The organism is Longimicrobium sp., assembly GCF_036399255.1.
Taxonomy (GTDB): Bacteria; Gemmatimonadota; Gemmatimonadetes; order Longimicrobiales; family Longimicrobiaceae; genus Longimicrobium.
On sequence record NZ_DASWNM010000092.1, the window covers coordinates 13534 to 32010 of the forward strand.

The window sequence follows — 18477 nt, forward strand, 5'->3', positions numbered from 1 at the left end:
CCAGTGCGCCGGGCACCGCGCCGGATCGCGAGCGGCCACGGACCGGCCCCGGCGCCGGGCGCGCGGCGTGGAGGGAAGAAGGCCGCCGTCCGGCGCGCGCCGCGCGACGGTCCGGAGAATGCGACGGTTGCCGGATCGGGCCGGGGAGGCCACTTTGTCGGCGCCGTAAACGGTCCCGCATCCCCCCCCTTTCCCCGCCTCTTCAGGCTGCGCTCCACGCGCTCCATCGACCGCCGCTGCGATCGTCCCTCCCGTGCCGCGACCCGTGGGACTGTCCGGCGAACCGAGATTCCTGCGCCACCTCTATCTCGATCGTTCGACCATGATGAGCAAGGTCAGAGTCCTGTTCTTTGCCGCGGACCCCATGTCCGCCGACGGCGGAGTGCAGCGGCTGCTGCTGGACGAGGACGTGCGGCAGACGCGCGAGAAGGTGCGCGCGGCGGCGCACGCCAGGGTGCTGGAGTTCGACTGGCGCCCCGCCGCGCGCACCCAGGACCTGCAGCAGGCGCTGGAAGACACGCAGCCGCAGGTGGTGCACTTCAGCGGGCACGCCGGGCGCCACGGGCTGGTGCTGGCGGGGCCCGACGGGCGCGGCTCCCGCGGCGTGGACACCGAGGTGCTGCGGGAGCTGTTCCGGATGTACCTGGGCGACATTCGCCTGGTGGTCCTGAGCGCGTGCCACTCGCGCCCGCAGGCCGAGGCGATCGCCGAGGTGGTGGGCTGCGCCGTCGGCACGCGCGACCGGATCTCGGACGAGGCGGCGATCACCTTCAACGCCAAGTTCTACAGCGCCATCGCCCGCGGCCAGTCGGTAAAGGGTGCCTTCGAGCGCGCGCGCCTGGCGCTGGCGCTGGACCACTTCGAGGAGCGGGACTGCCCGGAGCTGCTGGTTCGCCCGGGGGTGGATCCCGCCAAGCTGGTCCTGGTCTCCCGCTTTCGCCGCTTTGCGCACCTTGGCGCGGCGGCCGTGGCGGCGCTCGTGCTGTCGTCCGTGGCCATGGCGGCGATCACCGATCCGTCCCCGCCCGCGCCCGTGGTTCCCGCGCCGGTCCGCGGCTTTGCGCTGGACGACTGCACGTCCAGCGGAGCGGCGCCCCCGCCGGCCAGCCGCCTGTACGCGCCGGCGCCCGAATCCGCCCAGCCGGGCAGCCCGTCCACGGCGGCGGCGGACCTGGAGCGGGCGAAAACCCTGTGCCGGGTCGGGCGCTACGACTCGGCGTTCGCCCTGTTTCGGCGGGCCTCCGACGCGGGGAGCCCCGAGGCGATGGCGTTCCTGGGAATTGCCTACCTGAGCGGCGACGGCGCCGTCCCGCACCGCGAGCTGGGAAAGCACTGGCTGCAGCGGGCGGCCAGGAAGCACGACCCGCGCGGGATGAACGCGCTGGGGGTGCTGTACGAGAACGACGCGGGGATGGCCCAGCGGTACCGCTGGGCCAGGCACTGGTACCAGGCGGCGGCGGAAGCGGGCTTCGTCGACGCCATGCGCAACCTGGGAAGGCTGTACCGCACGGGTGCGGGCGGCCGGCGCAGCGACTCGCTGGCCCTGGTCTGGTACCGGAAGGCCGCCGACGCGGGCTCCGCCGACGCGATGGTGGAGATCGGGCGGATGCACGAGGAGGGGCTGAACGGGCACCGCGAGCCCCGCGAGGCGCTGCGGCGGTTTCGCGCGGCCGCGGAAGCGGGGTCCCCGGCGGGGATGTACGCCCTGGGGCGGATGTACCAGGAGGGCGTCGCCGTGCCGCGGGACTACGCGCAGGCCCGGACCTGGTACTCGCGCGGGGCGTGCGCGGGGTCCGCCGAGGCCATGAACAACCTGGCCGTGCTGTACCAGCGGGGGCTGGGCGTGGCGCCCGACCCCGACGCGGCGGGCCGCTGGTTTCGCCGCGCCGCCGACGCAGGGTCCGCCATCGCGGCGGAGAACCTCGCCAGGCTGAACGCCGACCGCCGGAGCACGGTGGTCAAGGCGCGCATCTGGCTGGAGCGGCCGGAGCCCGATGCTCCCCCCGGCTGCGCATCCTACGCCACCGCGCGCGCGTCGTCCCGGCGGCAGTGACAGGCACGGGGGCGCGCGGCTTCGCGTGATACCGGATTCGGGAAAACAACACCTTCATGGTACAGAGGAACAGAGCCGGACAGAGGAACCCGGAGGATATTTCAGCTCGCTTTCTCTGTCTGACTCTGTTCCTCTGTACGATCATTCTTTTTCAGGATCTGGGATAAGGCGGACCTGCTGCCGCCGAACGTGTAGATGGCAGAGAAACAGCACGAGAAACGCGAAGGCGCGGCGAGAACCATCTCCCCGCGCTTTCGCGTTTGCGGATCCGGATGATGCTCGTTGCGATTCTAATCCGGCAACGTGCCGTCCGCCCGCTGGAGCGAATGAATTCGCCGCTGGAAAATCGCAAAGTCCGCCTTCGCGGACTCGGCGGACGGGCTATATACGGCGCTCCAAGCACCTGCGCGTCCGCAACCCAGCGATCACCGAATCATACCAGATTCCCAGCCTGTTCGTGCATTCCCCCAACATCGTCTCACACCGAGGCACGGAGGACACGGAGGAGAAATCCGGTCCTCTTTGTTTCTCCGTGTCCTCGGTGCCCCCCGTGTGAGGCTGCAGTAGAAATCTGGGTGCACAATGAACTGCGAGATGGTATCAGATCCGCAAGGGGCATAATCCCACCGGAGCCGAGAGCCTCACCCGAACCGCCACCGCGGGTGCGATTTCGAGGATCTGCGGCCGACAGTTATCTGCGTCTCCTTTTCGTTTCAGTCGCCTCGCGGAATGATCATGAGGAAAGTCAAGATCCTGTTCTTTGCCGCGGACCCGATCCTCGGCCGTCGTGATGGTGTTCCGCTCCAATTGCTGGAGGAGCTGCGCCAGATCCAGGAACACGTAGGCAGGGCGCGGTACGGCCACCGCCTTCACCTGGAGCCCCACGGCGCCGCGCGCGCGGACGACCTGCTGGAGTTTCTGGAGCACACGGACGCGCGCGTGGTGCACTTCAGCGGGCACGGCGGACGCCACGGCCTGGGCCTGGTCGCACCTGACGGGTACAGCGTTCACTACGTCAACGCGGCCGCGCTCAGGCGGGTGTTCCGCGAATACCACGGACCGGTGCGCCTGGTCGTCCTCAGCGCCTGTTCATCCGATGCCGAGGCGCAGGCGGTCGCGGACATCGTGGGATGCGCCATCGGCACGTCCAGCACCATCTCGGACGATGCCGCCATCACGTTCAACAGCCGGTTCTATCGCGCGGTCGCCAACGGGTACTCCGTGGAGCGGGCGTTCGAGCACGCGCGGACAGTCCTCCACGTCTACAATGTACCAGAATCGGAGTACCCGGAGCTGTTCGTCCGCAAAGGCGTCGACCCCGCGGATCTGGTGCTGGTAAAGACGTACCGCCCGGTGCCGCGCCGCGTGGCCGCGGCGGGTGTCGTCACCGTGATCACCGCCGTGTTCATCAACTGGCCGGAGCGAGTGCTCCCCCAACTGACCCCCTCCGACATTGCGTGCGGGTCGCAGTCGTCGTCCGTGGAGGAAATTCGCCCGCTGATGCACTCGCGGGGCGCGATGGCCGCGACTCCCGCCGCGCCGGCTGGCCCAGCGGCTGATCTGGCCACCGCAAAAGCCCTCTACCGCGACAGGAACTACGCCGCCGCCGCCGCGGCGTTCGAAAAAGCCGCGACCGCTGGCAACGGCGAGGCGATGGGGTGCCTTGGGTACATGTATCTGTACGGCAGGGGTATGGACCGCCCGCAGCCTGCTGTTGGGTTCGAGTGGGTGCACAAAGGTGCAGCGGACCAGCGCGATCCGCACGCGATGTATGCCCTGGCGAACGCTTATCTGGCCGGCGTGGGCACGACGGCGCGCGAGCATTGGGCGCGGTACTGGTTTCTCGAGGCAGCGGAACAGGACTACGCGGAGGCGATGCGCAGCCTTGGGGAGCTGGAACGGCGGAAGACGAACGACAGCAGCCACAGGGAGGCGCTGATCTGGTTTCAAAAAGCCGCGGACGCGGGCTCGATCGAGGCGCGGGTCGACCTCGGGATGATGCTGGAGCTCGGGCGTGGAGTTGCACGCAACCCCGTGGAGGCGCTGAAATGGTATCGATTCGCGGCCGCGGGCGGATCGCCGCGTGGGATGTCGGCCGTCGGCCAGAGCTATCACGAAGGCATTGGAGTCGCCAGGGACTACCGTATGGCGATGGTCTGGTACCACAGGGCAGCAAAGGCAGGCTCTGCGGACGCCATGAACAACATTGGCGTCCTGTACGAAAACGGCCTCGGAGTGCGCAAGGATTCCCGGATTGCGAACCGGTGGTACAAGCGGGGTGCAAAGGCCGGCTCCGACCTCGCCAAAGGAAACCTCCGCAAGTTCGGACAGGATTGATCAGCCTGAGCGTTCCCCCGATCACGTCATCGTGGCGGCGATCCGCCGAGCAGCCGCCGGCTTCACGATCGCCGGGGCAGCCCCGCCTCGGTTTGGCTGATCGGCCGTTGTCCGCGGAGATTCTTCTCCGCGCATGTTATCTCATTCCCGCATCCGATCATGAGCAAGGTCAAAGTCCTGTTCTTTGCCGCCGATCCGCTGTCGATTGCATCGGATGGCAGTACTCCAAGGCTGCTGCTGGATGAGGAAGTCCGGCGAATCCGAAAGCGGGTGCACACTGCCCTGTTCGGCAGCATGCTGGAATTTGATTGGCGGCTGGCCGGCCGCACCCAGGACCTGCAGCAGGCGATCGAGGAGACACGCCCGCGGATCGTTCATTTCAGCGGCCACGGTGGGCGTAAGGGGCTGGTGCTGCTGGGCGCCGATGGCCGTACTCCGCGCCCCGTAGACACGCCAGTGCTGCGCGAGCTGTTCGAGAAAGACCCCGGCGTCATCCAGGTCGTGGTTCTGACCGCCTGTTACTCGCGTCCGCAGGCGGAGGCCATCAAGGAGGTGGTGGGCTGCGCGATCGGTACGCGCGACCGGATCTCGGATGAGGCCTCGATCATCTTCAGCGCGAAGTTCTACAGCGCGATTGCGTCCGGCCGGTCGGTGCAGGATGCGTTCGAGCGGGCACGCCTGGCGTTGCGGCTGGAACATCCCGACGAGGGCGACATCCTGGAAATCCTGCACAGGGACGACGTCAATCCAGCAAAGATCGTCCTGGTGTCCCGGTTCCGCCGCTTGGCGCGCGCGGCCGCGGGCATCGCTGCCATCGCGCTCTCCGCCGCGGTCGCGACCGAGGTGCTCAATCCGCCCCCGCCTGTCGAGCCCCCCGCGTCGCACGCTGTACGGCTCGGTGACTGCACGTCGGGCGGATCGGCAGTCCCGGCACTTTCGTCGCCTCTCTCGGCGGCGGCTTCCGCGAATCCAGGCAGCCCGTCCGAAGCAGCGACGAGCCTGGATCAGGCAAAGGCGTTCTGCCGCGCCGGAAGCTACGATTCCGCCTTCGTCTACTTCAAACGGTCGGCGGAGGAGGGCGAACGCGAGGCCATGTCGTTCCTTGCGATCGCGTACCTGAGCGGTGAGGGAACCGCGCGAGATTCCACGCTGGGGATGCACTGGCTGGAACAGGGGGGAAAGGAGAGGCGGGACCCACGCGGCATGAACACGCTGGCCATCATCTACGAGAACGACGCAAGGATGGCTGGACGGTACTACTGGGCCAGGCACTGGTACACGGAGGCCGCGGAACAGGGCTACGCCGAGGCCATGCGCAACCTGGGCAGGCACTACCGCGTGGGGCTCGGCGTTGCCCGCAGTGACTCGCTGGCGCTGCACTGGTACCAGAAGGCCGCCGATGCGGGCTCCCCTGACGCGATGGTCGACATCGGACGGATGCACGAGCAGGGGCTCAACGGGCGGCGCGACGCCCGCGAGGCGCTGCGGTTGTACAGCGGGGCCGCGCGGGCCGGATCACCGATGGGCATGTACGCGATGGGGCGGGTGTATCAGGAAGGTGCCCTGCTGGGCCGCGACTACGTTCAGGCACGAAGCTGGTACTTCAAGGGCGCGTGTGCAGGATCCGCCGAGGCCATGAACAACCTGGCCCTGATGTACGAGGAGGGCCTGGGCGTGGCGGTGGACCGCGGAGAGGCAATCGGCTGGTTTCGCCGCGCCGCCGACGCGGGCTCTACGCGTGCGGCGGCGAACCTTGCCCGGCTGGGTGCGGATCGCCAGAAGAGCAGGCCAAAGGCGCTCGCCTGGATCGGCCCGCCGGAGCCGCGTTTGCCTCCCGGCTGCACCACTCACCCCGTCACGGACGAGCGTGCAGGCGCCGCGGTTCAGCGCGTCGTCCGGCTCGTGGCGCTGTGGGTGGCGGAGGGGGGAAGCGGCCTGTAGCGCGCTGTCATCACCGTCGAGCCTTTACCGGAGTTCGGGCGAGCAAGCGCACGGATGCGCATGCCGTTCTCGTCCCCTGCCGAGCGTCCGGCGCGCAAGCTGCCATGAGCCGCTTTCCTCGATTCTGAGCGGAGGGATGTGGCTCGGGAGGCGCCGCCGTCTCGTGAGCACGGCTGCGGGGTGATGAGACGATCCGAAGCGTACCGATGAAGCGAATCATGACCATTGCCGTCCTGGCCGGCGCGCTGCCGCCGATGGCCGCCGGACCCGCGCCGCGCACCGCCGACGCGCAGCAGCCGCTTCCAGGCGCGCCGGCCGCCAGCCCGCGCGTGGAGGCGCTGCTGGCGGCGATGACGCTGGAAGAAAAGGCCGGGCAGATGACGCAGCTCACCATCGCCGCCGTGGCGGCGGAGGGCGGGCCGCAGCGCGACAGCATTCGCCTGGACTCCGCCAAGCTGCACGAGGCCATCGTCCGGCGGCACGTGGGGTCGCTGCTCAACGTGCTCGGCGGATCGCTATCCATCGACGGATGGCACGCCCTGCACGCGCAGGTGCAGGGAATGGCCATGCGCGAGACGCGGCTGGGCATCCCCGTCATCTACGGCATCGACTTCGTGCACGGGGCCAACTACACGCGCGGCGGCACCATCTTTCCCCACAACCTGGGGATGGCGGCCACCTTCAACCCCGCGCTGGTGCGCCGCGCCGCCGAGATCACCGCCGACGAGGCGCTGGCCAGCGGGCTGCCCTGGAACTTTGCCCCCGTGCTGGACGTGGGGCGCAACCCCGTCTGGCCGCGCTTCTACGAGACCTTTGGCGAGGACCCGCTGGTCGCCGCCACGCTGGGCGTGCAGGCGGTGGAAGGAACGCAGCGCGGCGGGCGCGTGGCGGCCACGCTCAAGCACTACCTGGGCTACAGCGCATCGCGCACCGGGCGCGACCGCACGCCCACGGAGCTCAGCGTGCGCGGCGTGCGCGAGAACTACCTGCCGCCCTTTGCCGCCGCTGTGCGCGCCGGTGCCCGCAGCGTGATGGTGAACTCCGGCGAGATCGACGGCGAGCCCGTGCACGCCAGCCGCTACTGGCTTACCGAGGTGCTGCGCGGCGAGCTGGGCTTCGCCGGCGTGGTCGTCACCGACTGGGAGGACATCTACTACCTCCACACCCGCCACCGCGTGGCGCCGACGATCAAGGACGCGGTGCGGATGGCGGTGGAGGCGGGGATCGACGTCAGCATGACGCCCAGCGACTTCCGCTTCACCGACGCGCTGATCGAGCTGGTCCGCGAGGGGGCGATCACGGAGAGCCGCATCGACCAGTCCGTCCGCCGCATCCTTGCGCTCAAGGAAGCGCTGGGGCTGTTCGATCGGCCTCTCCCCGATCCCGCGCTGCGCGCCGGGTTCGCCACGGAGGCATCGGCGGAGGTGGCGCGGCAGGCGGCGCGCGAGTCCATCACCCTGCTCAAGAACGAAGGCGGCATCCTTCCGCTGCGGCCCGACGCGAAGATCCTGGTCACCGGCCCCGCCGCGCAGAGCATGACGGCGCTGAACGGGGGATGGACCCACACGTGGCAGGGCACCGACCCGTCCGGCTTTCCCGACGCGCCGCGCACGGTGCTCGAGGCCATGCTGCGCCGCGGCCGCGACGTGCGCTACGTGGCCGGCAGCGGCTTCACCGAGCCCGGCGACGCGGACGCGGCGGCGCGGCTGGCGGCGGAGGCCGACGTGGCGGTGGTGGTGATCGGCGAAAACGCGTACTCCGAGGGGGTGGGCGACATCGCGGACCTGACCCTGCCCGAGCCGCAGCTGCGCCTGGTGGAGGCGGTTCAGGCCACCGGAAAGCCCACGGTGCTGGTGCTGGTGCAGGGGCGCCCCCGCATCATCCGCCGCGTGGTGGACGGCGCGCGGGGCGTGGTGATGGCGTACTGGCCGGGGATGCACGGCGGCGAGGCCGTGGCCCGGGTGCTGTTCGGCGAGACGAATCCAAGCGGCAAGCTGCCCTTTACCTATCCGCGCCACCCCAACGAGCTGATCACCTACGACCACAAGTTCACCGAGACGCTGAGCCCCGGCTTCAACGGCGCGGGCTTCAGGCCGGAGTGGCCCTTCGGGCACGGGCTCAGCTACACCACCTTCGCCTACCGCGACCTGCTGCTGGGCAGCGTACAGCGCGACACCGCGGTGATGGACAGCACCGGGGGGATCACCGTCCGCGTCACGGTGCAGAACACCGGCGGCCGGGCGGGGGAGGAGACGGTGCTGCTCTACACCCGCCAGCACTACGCGGCGACGACGCCGTACACCCGCCGGCTGCGTGCATTCCAGAAGGTGGCGCTGGAGCCGGGCGCATCCCGCACCGTCACCTTCAGCGTGACCGCGGACGACCTGCGCTACGTGGGGCGGGACGGGCGGATGGTGCTGGATGCGGGCGCGTTCGACGTGATGGTGGGCGGGCTCACCGGCACCTTTCGCGTGCCCCCGGCCGTCGCGCGGGCGGCATCCGCAACCACGGCGGAACGGCGATGATGGAGACGGTGCCGCGGTACGAGCGCATGCCCTACCGCCGCGGCGGGCGCAGCGGCCTGCGGCTGCCGGCGGTGTCGCTGGGGCTGTGGCACAACTTCGGGAGCGTGGACCCGTTCCAGAACGGCCGCGCCATCGTGCTGCGCGCCTTCGACCTGGGGATCACGCACTTCGACCTGGCCAACAACTACGGCCCGGAGCCGGGCTCGGCGGAGGAGACGTTCGGGCGCATTCTGCGGAACGACCTGGCCGGCCACCGCGACGAGCTGGTCATCAGCACCAAGGCGGGATACCGGATGTGGCCCGGCCCCTACGGCGACGAGGGCTCGCGCAAGTACCTGCTGGCCAGCCTGGACCAGAGCCTGGCGCGCATGGGGATTCCGTACGTGGACGTCTTCTACCACCACCGTCCCGATCCCCACACGCCGCTGGAAGAGACGATGGGCGCGCTGGAGCAGGCGGTGCGATCGGGCAAGGCGCTGTACGCGGGCGTCAGCAACTATCCGCCCGACCTCACCCGCCGCGCCGCGGCGCTGCTGCGGGAGATGCGCGTGCCGTTCGTCCTGCATCAACCGAAGTACAGCATGCTGGAGCGCACGCCGGAGAACGGGCTGCTGCAGGTGCTCGAGGAGGAGGGGATCGGCTGCATCGTCTTTTCGCCCCTCGCGCAGGGGCTGCTGACGGACCGGTACCTGCGCGACATCCCCGCCGACTCGCGCGCCGCCAAGCCGCACGGCTTTCTTCGTGAAGACGCGGTGACGGACGAGCGCCGCGCGCAGCTCATCGCGCTGAACCGCATTGCCCGGGCGCGCGGGCAGAGCCTGGCGCAGCTGGCCCTTGCCTGGGTGCTGCGCCACCCGGCGGTAACCTCCGCGCTGATCGGCGCCAGCCGCGTTCGGCAGCTGGAGGACAACGTCGCCGCCCTCGACAACCTGGCCCTCTCCGGCGACGAGCTGGCCGAGATCGACCGCATCCTGGCACAGGGCGGGGAAGGCCGCGCCTGATTGCGATACCGAATCCGGAAAAACAACACGTGTGGGGTACAGAGGAACAGAGTCAAACAGAGAAAGCGAGTGGAAGCTGATCTCGTTTCCTCTGTCTGACTCTGTTCCTCTGTACGATTCGTCGTTTTAAGGATCTGGTATGAGATGAGAATCTGGTATGACATCCACAAACCGGTCGGCTCATGTTCCCTCCGTGGAATCCATCGGTTGCCGGAGCACGCGGCGACCCGATAACCGGCTGTTCGCTGCGTTCCTTTCAGGTCTTCGAGTTTTGCATCCATCACGAATGCAAGTTCAATCACCACAATAAAAACCGTGCATTGTCGACTTCGTAAAGTTGACGATGGTGAACGTTTTCCCGCATCGATGCTTGAAAAACTGTTACGGATTGCTACGCGGTAGATACGTAGTTTTTCCAAATAAACCCCCTTGCGCACCTCCCGGGTCCCGCATACAATAAAGGCTCAGAATGAGACGGTAGATGTGCTGGGCGCCTCGAGGCAACGCTTTTCAGGTCGGCTGTCCGAATCCCCGGGGAAGGGGCCCACCCAGGCCCGTTCCCCGCGCTCTCCCGGCCGCTCGCGCGGACGGGGCGGCGTGATCCAACCCCATGAAGTAGATGGAGACCGGACGTATGATTTTCCGCAGCAAGCACTTCTTTGCGGCCGTCGCGGTTGCCGCGGGCCTCGCGGCGTGCTCCGACGTGCCCAGCGCGCCGGAGCTGGCGCCCACGCAGGTGCCGGCGGCCAGCAAGGCTGAGCGTGGCGGCAACGCCATCCCCGACCAGTACGTGGTGGTGTTCAAGGACGACGTGCGCGACGCTCCGGGGCTGGCCCGGCAGCTGGCGGCCGCGCACGGCGGCACGGTAAAGCACACGTACCAGCACGCCATCAAGGGCTTCGCGGCCCGGCTGTCGCCCGCGGCGGCCAGCGCCCTGGCCCGCAACCCCAACGTGAAGTACGTGGAGCAGGACCAGCGCGTGCAGGTGTCGCAGGTGGGCAGCTGGGGGCTGGACCGGGTTGACCAGCGCGACCTTCCGCTCAACGGCGCCTACGGCTACACGGCTACCGGCTCGGGCGTGACGGTGTACGTCATCGACACGGGGATCGAGACCTCGCACTGGGACTTCGGCGGCCGCGCGTACGCGGCGTACGACGCGTACGGCGGCAACGGGCAGGACTGCAACGGCCACGGCACGCACGTGGCCGGCACGGTGGGCGGCGCCTACTACGGCGTGGCCAGGAGCGCGACGCTGGCGGCCGTGCGCGTGCTGGACTGCGGCGGCTCCGGCACCTGGAGCGGCGTCATCGCCGGCATCGACTGGGTGCGCTACTACCACGCCACCCCGGCGGTGGCCAACCTGTCGCTGGGCGGCGGCGCCATGCAGGCGGTGGACGACGCCATCGCCAACCTGGTGGCCTCGGGCGTGACCACCGTGGTCGCCGCGGGCAACTGGAGCGACAACGCCTGCTACTACTCGCCGGCCCGGGCGGCCTCGGCGCTGACGGTGGGCGCGAGCAACCAGTACGACCAGCAGGCCTGGTTCAGCAACTGGGGCGGCTGCGTCGACCTGTACGCCCCGGGCGAGGGCATCACCAGCAGCTACCTGTACGGCGGCTCCACCGTCCTGGACGGCACCTCCATGGCGTCGCCGCACGTGGCGGGCGTGGCCGCGCTGTACCTGCAGGGCAACCCGTACGCCGCGCCGGCCACCGTGGGCAGCGCCATCCTGTCGAACGCCACCACGTACCGCCTGTCGGCGCTGGGCGCGGGCTCGCCCAACCTGCTGGTGTACAGCCTGCTGACCGGCGGCGGTGGTGGCGGCACGCCGACCCCCACGCCCGCGGTGTCGGCCAGCATCAGCGGGCCCGGCTACCTGTACGCGGGGGGCACCTACACCTGGAACGCGGCCGCCTCCGGCGGCAGCGGGACGTACACCTACCAGTGGCAGTACAGGCCCGAGGGCGGCGCCTCGTGGGCCAACGTGGGCACCAACAGCAGCTCGTACAGCCGGAGCGTGGGGCGGTATGCGGGCTCCTTCTACCTGCGCGTAGTCGTGACCTCCGGCAGCGCCACGGGCACCTCCCCGGAGTTCTACGTCTACAAGGAGCCGCCGGAGCCCATGTGCGGCAACGTGCCGTGCTGATCTGACGCCCGGGGGTTTTCCGCGGGCGGCCGCTCCCGGAAACCCGCCAGGCCAGGAAGGAGGCCCCGCACCCTGCACGGGTGCGGGGCCTCCTCGTCGTTGCAGCGATCTCCGCGGCGGGTTTGCGGGGCGGGCAAGGAGATCTCTCCACACGGCCGGCGGGAATCGCCCCCCGATGCCTGGCGGCGCGCGCCCGACGCGCGGAGGGCGGCGGCGGGGCTACCGTTGACGCAGACGTTTTCCCCGCCGACCGGAGGATCTCCATGCCCCACCAGCCCATCCGCAGAGTGGTGGCCGGCGTCGCCACGCTGCGCCCCGACGATCCCGCCCTTGCGTCCGCGCTCACCCTCTCCGCGCGCCTGGGGGCGGACCTGCACCTGCTGCACGTCGATTCGCCCGGCGCGGCGACGGCGCCGCCCGCACGCACCCGGGAGCTGCGCGCGCTGGTGGAAGCGATGTCGCCCGGTGCGCTGGCGACGGGCCGCGTGCTCTGCCGCGCGACCGCCGGAAACCCGGAGCAGACGCTGCGCGCCATGTCCACCGCGGCCGCCGCGGACCTGATGGTGCTGGGCGCCACGCGGCGCGGGCGGCTGGCCGGCGCGGTGCTGGGCACCACGGCCGCGCACGTGCTGCGCAGCACGCGTATCCCCATGCTGGTGGTGCGCGAGCCGCTGCCCGGCCGGCCGCTGCGCGTGCTGATGACCACCGACCTGTCGCACCACGCCGCCCACGCCCACGCGCGCGGCCTGGTGCTGGCCCAGGGCCTTCGCGGCGGCGCGGAGCCGGAGCTGCGCTCGTTGTTCGTTCGCCCGCCCGCGCTGGACGAGGCGCCGCTCGCCCCCGTGTGGCCCGCCGAGGACGCCGAGGGCGAGCTGGCCGCGTTCATCCGCGCCGAGGCGCCGCGGGCGCCCATCGTTCCCTGGGTGCGCACCGGCGACGCCGCGCACGAGATCGTGGCCGCGGCGCGGGAGTGGCAAGCCGGCCTGGTCGTGGTGGGCACGCACGGGCGCCGGGGGATCGGCCGCATGTTCCTGGGCAGCGTGGCCGAGACGGTGGTGCGCCACGCCCCCTGCGCCGTGCTCGTCATCCCGCCGCTGCGGCTGTACGGCCCGACGATGGACGTGGCCGGGGACGCCGGGGGCGGCGCGCTCGCCACGGCCGGCAAGGTGGCGTAGGGCAGGGGACAGGGGACAGGGGACAGGGGACAGGGGACAGGGGACAGGGGACAGGGGACAGGGGACAGGGGACAGGGGACAGGGGCGCGCGGATGCCGCTACTGCTGGGTCCGTGGGCAGGGGTCTGCGCGGCGGGGGGGGGAACACACACCGGGCGGACGGAGCCGGAACGGAAGGCGGCGCGATTCTGATCGGAATCGCGCCGCCTTCCGTTTCGCGTGCTTCGCTCCGTGTGGGGAGATGTGCAGGCGGCGAAGCCGTTTACGCCGCCTGACGGGCGTGGCCGCACCCGCCCGCGCGATGGGGGGCCAGCAGCACGCCCGCGGTGCGGGGAAGGGTTCCGCGTCCGCATCCGCCCGGTCGGATTTCCCCGCGTCGGCGTCGTCGCGTCACGGGGCGCCTCCCGGGTTCGCCGCACAAGACTCTGGACAATTCACCGGCGCGAGAACAATACTACATCTCCCGCCGTTTTTATGATCCGCCCCATCATGCCTTCCTCCCATGTCGACGCTTGCCTCGGCCGCCGTATTCCTTTTGTGCGCCGGTGTCACCTTCGCGGGCGCAACGCCCGGCAGCGGACGCCCGCGCACCCCGCTCCAGCCGCTGGCCGCAATGCGGGCGGCCAGCACAGTCCTTCCCTTCGTGGCATGGCCCGGCCTTCTTGCCGCGTCCATGGGCTCCGCCTACCTCCTGCACACGAGAGGACACGGCGTGTACGTGTCGTTTCTCGTCGTCTACCTGGCGCTGGTGGGCGCCATCTTCGCGCTCGAGCGGGTCATCCCGCGAACGGAAGCGTGGCTCGCCGACGACCACCAGCTGGGAAACGATCTTCTTTTCACGGGGCTGACGGAAGTCTTCACCAACCACGGCCTCGCCACGCTGGTCGACATCGCCGCCACCCTGGCCATGATCTGGCTGGCCGGCCTTTCCGAGCCCGGCCTGTGGCCCAGGCACTGGCCGGTTCTCGGGCAGGTGGTCCTGGCCCTTCTGCTGGTGGACTTCGTGCGGTACTGGGGGCACCGGTGGTCCCACACCGTCTCCTGGTTCTGGCGCTTCCACACCGTCCATCACAGCGTCAAGAAGCTGTGGGTGCTCAACACGGGGCGCGTCCACCCGGGTGACGCCCTGCCGCTCATCTTTGCCGCCGGCCTGATCGCCGTGCTGCGGATTCCCCAGGACGTGGTGCTGTGGCAGGCGGCGTTCACCGCCTACATCGGGATCATGGCGCACAGCAACATCGAGCTGCGCCTGGGCCCCCTGAACTACGTGTTCAACACGCCCGTCCTGCACCGCTGGCACCACTCCGACAAGGAGCTCGAGTCGCAGCACAACTACCAGCACACGCTCTGTATCTACGACATCGCGTTCGGAAGCTACTACAACCCCCGGAACCAGATCCCCGAGGAGCTGGGGATCGGGGAGGAGTTTCCGAGCGACTTCGTCTCGCAGTTCACCTATCCGTTCGTGGGCCCGCGGCGGGCCAATGCGGTGGAGAGCCCGGAAGCACGGGACGGGTAACGCCATGTACCGCAACAAGATCGCCATCGTCGGCGCCGGCTTCGCGGGGCTGGGCATCGCCGCGGCGCTCCGGCGGCACGGCGTTGCCTACGATCAGTTCGACGGCAACGACCGCGTCGGAGGGCTCTGGCACCGCGGCATCTACGAAGGGGTGCACACGATCACCTCCAAGGGAAGGACCCGGTTCGCCGACTTCCCCATGCCCGCCCACTACCCCGACTTTCCCAGCCGCGAGCAGGTCGCCGCCTACCTGCAGAGCTTCGCCGAGCACCACCGGCTCGCGGAGAACCTTTTCCTCAACACGCGCGTCCGGTGGGTCGCGCCCGCGGAGGACTCGCGCTGGCGGATCACGCTGGAGTCCGGCGAAGAGCGGGTCTACCGCGGCGTGGTCATCGCCTCGGGGCAGCAGTGGGAGTGCCGCTATCCGGAGCACCGCGGCACGTTTGCCGGCGAGGTCCTGCACTCGGGCCAGTACCGCGGCGCGGAGGTGCTTCGCGGCAAGCGCGTGCTGGTGGTCGGGGGCGGCAACTCTGCCGCCGACATCGCCGTGGACGCGGCGCGCCATGCGGCGGCCGCCCACATCAGCATGCGCCGGGGCCGCTGGTACATCCCCAAGACCCTGCAGGGCGTGCCTTCGACCGAGCTGCTGAAGGACTGGCTCCCCCTTCCCGTGCAGCGCCTGCTGATCCGGCTGCTGGTGCGCATCAGCCTGGGGAGCTACGAGTCCTACGGCCTGCAGCGGCCCAGGGAAAAGCTCTTCGACAGCGATCCCACCATCAACGACCAGCTCCTGTACTGGATCCGGCACGGGCGCATCACGCCGCAAAAGGGGATCGCGAAGATCGAGGGCAAGGAAGTCGAGTTCGTCGACGGAAGAAAGGAGGAGTTCGACCTGATCTGCTACGCCACGGGCTTCCACGCCACCATCCCCTTTCTGCAGCCCGGCGTCGTCCGCTTCGCCGACGGCGTGCCCGACCTCGTGGCGGGGCTCTTCGCGGCGAACCACAGAAACCTCTATGTCTTCGGCATCGGAAAGCTCCTCCCCGTGCCGCGGTACGGCGTGGGCCCGCCAATCACCTTTGGGGCCAACCTGCTGGCGCTGTGCATTCGCGAGCAGGAGAAGCTGCAGCACTCGCTCGCGGAGATCCTGGTTCGCCTGGGGGGGCGGCCCCACACCGCGCGCAGGATGGATCCCCGCTACGCGCTGTGGCTGGTCAGGGCCGCGTGCCGGATCGTCCCCCGGCTGCACCGCGTCGAAAGCTGGCTGTTCCCGGCGGCGCCCCGCCGCCTCTCATTCATGGAGCGCAAAATCCTATGATCGCCACCATCGAGCCCCAGAGCCAGGCCCTGAGCGCGCCGGTCTTTCACACCCGGTTCACGCACGGACGGGGGCTGCGTCTGATCACCGAAGACGGCGAGGAGTACGTGGACGCGGCGTCGGGGACCTTCAACCTTCCCCTGGGCTACGATCATCCGGAGGTCGTCGATGCCGTCGTCGCGCAGGTGAAGCGCTGCGCCCACATGAGCTCGTCGTACGCGGCGCCGTATGCGCAGGAGGTGCTCAGGACGCTCACGGAGCTGGCCCCGGACGGCATCGACGCGGGATGGATGCGCGACCTGACCGGCTCGACGGCGAACGAGTGCGCGGTGAAGATCGCGCAGAAGTACACGGGCCACAGCGACGTCATCAGCTTCTTTCTCTCTCACCACGGGCAGACCGCCTTCACCACCTCCATCTCGGGCAACGCCTTTCGCCGCGAGGAATTTCCGGCCAATCGCGGCCCGTACTCCACCAAGGTGCCGGCGCCCTACTGCTACCGGTGCCACTACAAGTCCTCGTACCCGGGCTGCGGCTTTCACTGCGTGGAGGCCATCGAGGACTACCTCCGGTACGGCGGCAACGGCTCCGTGGCCTGCATGATCGTCGAGCCCGTGCTGGGCAACGGCGGCAACATCGTGCCGCCGCCGGGCTACTTCCGGGCCCTGTCGGAGCTCTGCCGGTCGGCCGGGATCCTTCTGATCGCCGACGAGGTGCAGACGGGGATGGGGCGCACCGGCCACGTCTTCGCCTGCGAGGCGCTTGAGCTGGAGGCCAACATCATCACGCTGGCCAAGGGGCTGGGGGGGATCGGGATTCCCGTGGCGGCGGTCCTCATGGAGTCCCGCCTGGACGTGCTCCGGAGCTTCGACCACTCGTTCACCTCCGGCGCCAACATGCTCGCCCTGGCCGCGGCGGCGGCGACCGTCTCCGTCATCCAGCGGGAGGACTTTCTTCCGGAGGTCCGGCGCAAGGGCGCGCTGCTGGGCGAGCTGCTGCAGGGCCTGCGCGAAGCGCACCCCGGCATCGGCGACGTGCGCGGGATCGGGATGATGTGGGGGCTGGAGATGGTGGGGCCCGGCGGCGAGCCGGACGTGGAGGCCACCACCCGGATCATCCGCGCCGCCGAGGAGCGGCACCACCTGCTGCTCCGCGGCTCCCGGTACGGGTTCGGCAACGTGGTCAAGGTGCGGCCCGCGCTGGTGGCCACCGACGACGAGATCCGCGACGTCGTGGATCGGCTGTCGCGGGCCATCGCCGACGTGGAAGGGGGCCGCGCGTGATGCGGGGGCTGGTGTACGAGGGGCCCTGGAAGGTGGGGCTGGCGGAGTGCCCCGCCCCCGGGGCGCCCACCGGAGGCGAGGTGCTGGTCCGGATCGCGGCCACGGGCATCTGCGGCACCGACCTGGGGATCATCATGGGCGCCTGCGAAGCGAAGGTGCCCGTGGTGCTGGGCCACGAGTCGGCGGGAGAGGTGGTGGCCGTGGGCGACCGGGTGCGGTCGCTGGCCCCCGGCACCCGGGTGGTGATCGATCCCACCTTCTACTGCGGCTTCTGCCCCATGTGCAGGACCGACCGTCCGAACCACTGCGAGCACAAGGGCGACACCGAGACGGGGGTGAGCCGCGACGGCACGTTCGCCCCGTACTACAAGACGGAGGAGCGCTTCCTGTATCCGCTGGCGCCGCACGTGAGCTTCGAGGCGGGAAGCCTGGTCGAGCCCCTGAGCTGCGCGCTCACGGGCGCCGACCGGCTGCGCGCCCGTCCCGACATGCGCACCCTGATCTTCGGCGCCGGCCCGCTGGGCATTCTGTACAGCCATGCCCTGGCGTGCCGGGGGCTGGGCGGGGCCCTGGTCGAGGTCTCGGCCGCGCGGCGGGCCCGGGCCGCGACGGTGGCCGCGGCGGGGTGGCGAATCACGGGCTCCGCCGAGGAGGCGCTGGAGGACGCCTTTGGCCGGCCCACGGCCGAGGTGGACGTGATCGTCGACACCACCGGCGTGATGGTGGAGAAAGGCGTGGGCCTGCTCGCCCGCGGCGGCCAGCTGCTGACCATCGGGCTGCGGCGCTCGCCCTGCACGATCGACGCGCTGCGGCTCGCCGAGCGCAGCCTCAGCCTGATCGGCTCGGTGGATTCGCTGGGCACCTTCGCCTCGGCGATGCACCTCATCGAGAGCGGCCGGGTGCCCGCTGAGCGGATGGTGACGCACCGCTTTGCCCTGGACGACTACCGGGAGGCGTTCCTCCGCCTGGGCTGCGACCTGGACCAGAGGACGTACAGCGCGGGCGCCGAGGCCATGAAGGTCGTACTGCAACCCGCCTGAGAGTCTGTTATGCACTTTGTTCACCTTGGGTGTATATTCGAGCCATGTCGAATCGAATTGCGTACCCAAGCGATGTCAGTGACGAGGAATGGGCCTTCGTCGCGCCTTATCTGGCCCTGATGAGCGTAACCGCGCCGCAA

At 69.8% G+C, this 18477-nt stretch carries 12 protein-coding genes; all 12 read left to right on the forward strand.

What is annotated here, in order from left to right:
• Nucleotides 1-325 precede the first annotated feature (325 nt).
• A complete protein-coding gene (locus VGC13_RS16630) occupies nt 326-2053 on the forward strand; it encodes a CHAT domain-containing protein (RefSeq protein WP_331126401.1) in 1728 nt (575 codons plus the stop codon).
• Between the two features lie 735 nt (nt 2054-2788).
• Entirely contained in the window at nt 2789-4390 is a 1602-nt protein-coding gene (locus tag VGC13_RS16635) for a tetratricopeptide repeat protein (RefSeq protein ID WP_331126402.1), read from the forward strand.
• A 159-nt stretch (nt 4391-4549) separates the two neighbouring features.
• On the forward strand, nt 4550-6331 hold the full coding sequence (locus VGC13_RS16640) for a CHAT domain-containing protein (protein WP_331126403.1): 1782 nt from the start codon (nt 4550-4552) through the stop codon (nt 6329-6331).
• Nucleotides 6332-6537: 206 nt separating this feature from the next.
• Nucleotides 6538-8856, forward strand: a complete 2319-nt coding sequence (locus VGC13_RS16645) for a glycoside hydrolase family 3 N-terminal domain-containing protein (protein ID WP_331126404.1) — start codon at nt 6538-6540, stop codon at nt 8854-8856.
• The gene (gene mgrA, locus VGC13_RS16650; protein ID WP_331126405.1) at nt 8853-9857 is read left to right on the forward strand and encodes an L-glyceraldehyde 3-phosphate reductase; all 1005 of its coding nucleotides are present in this window, start codon (nt 8853-8855) and stop codon (nt 9855-9857) included. The genes VGC13_RS16645 and mgrA overlap by 4 nt, the downstream gene beginning before the upstream one ends.
• A gap of 634 nt (nt 9858-10491) precedes the next feature.
• On the forward strand, nt 10492-12003 hold the full coding sequence (locus VGC13_RS16655) for a S8 family peptidase (protein WP_331126406.1): 1512 nt from the start codon (nt 10492-10494) through the stop codon (nt 12001-12003).
• A gap of 263 nt (nt 12004-12266) precedes the next feature.
• Entirely contained in the window at nt 12267-13178 is a 912-nt protein-coding gene (locus VGC13_RS16660; RefSeq protein WP_331126407.1) for a universal stress protein, read from the forward strand.
• Nucleotides 13179-13889: 711 nt separating this feature from the next.
• Complete coding sequence (locus VGC13_RS16665) at nt 13890-14696, forward strand: sterol desaturase family protein (protein WP_331126408.1); 807 nt, start codon at nt 13890-13892, stop codon at nt 14694-14696.
• A 4-nt stretch (nt 14697-14700) separates the two neighbouring features.
• A complete protein-coding gene (locus VGC13_RS16670; protein ID WP_331126409.1) occupies nt 14701-16014 on the forward strand; it encodes an NAD(P)/FAD-dependent oxidoreductase in 1314 nt (437 codons plus the stop codon).
• Nucleotides 16011-17297: an aspartate aminotransferase family protein gene (locus VGC13_RS16675; protein ID WP_331126410.1), complete on the forward strand. Its 1287-nt coding sequence runs from the start codon at nt 16011-16013 to the stop codon at nt 17295-17297. The genes VGC13_RS16670 and VGC13_RS16675 overlap by 4 nt, the downstream gene beginning before the upstream one ends.
• Entirely contained in the window at nt 17297-18337 is a 1041-nt protein-coding gene (locus VGC13_RS16680) for a zinc-dependent alcohol dehydrogenase (RefSeq protein ID WP_331126411.1), read from the forward strand. The genes VGC13_RS16675 and VGC13_RS16680 overlap by 1 nt, the downstream gene beginning before the upstream one ends.
• Nucleotides 18338-18381: 44 nt before the next feature.
• On the forward strand, nt 18382-18477 hold a 96-nt coding region (locus VGC13_RS16685; RefSeq protein ID WP_414682973.1), incomplete at its 3' end, for a transposase.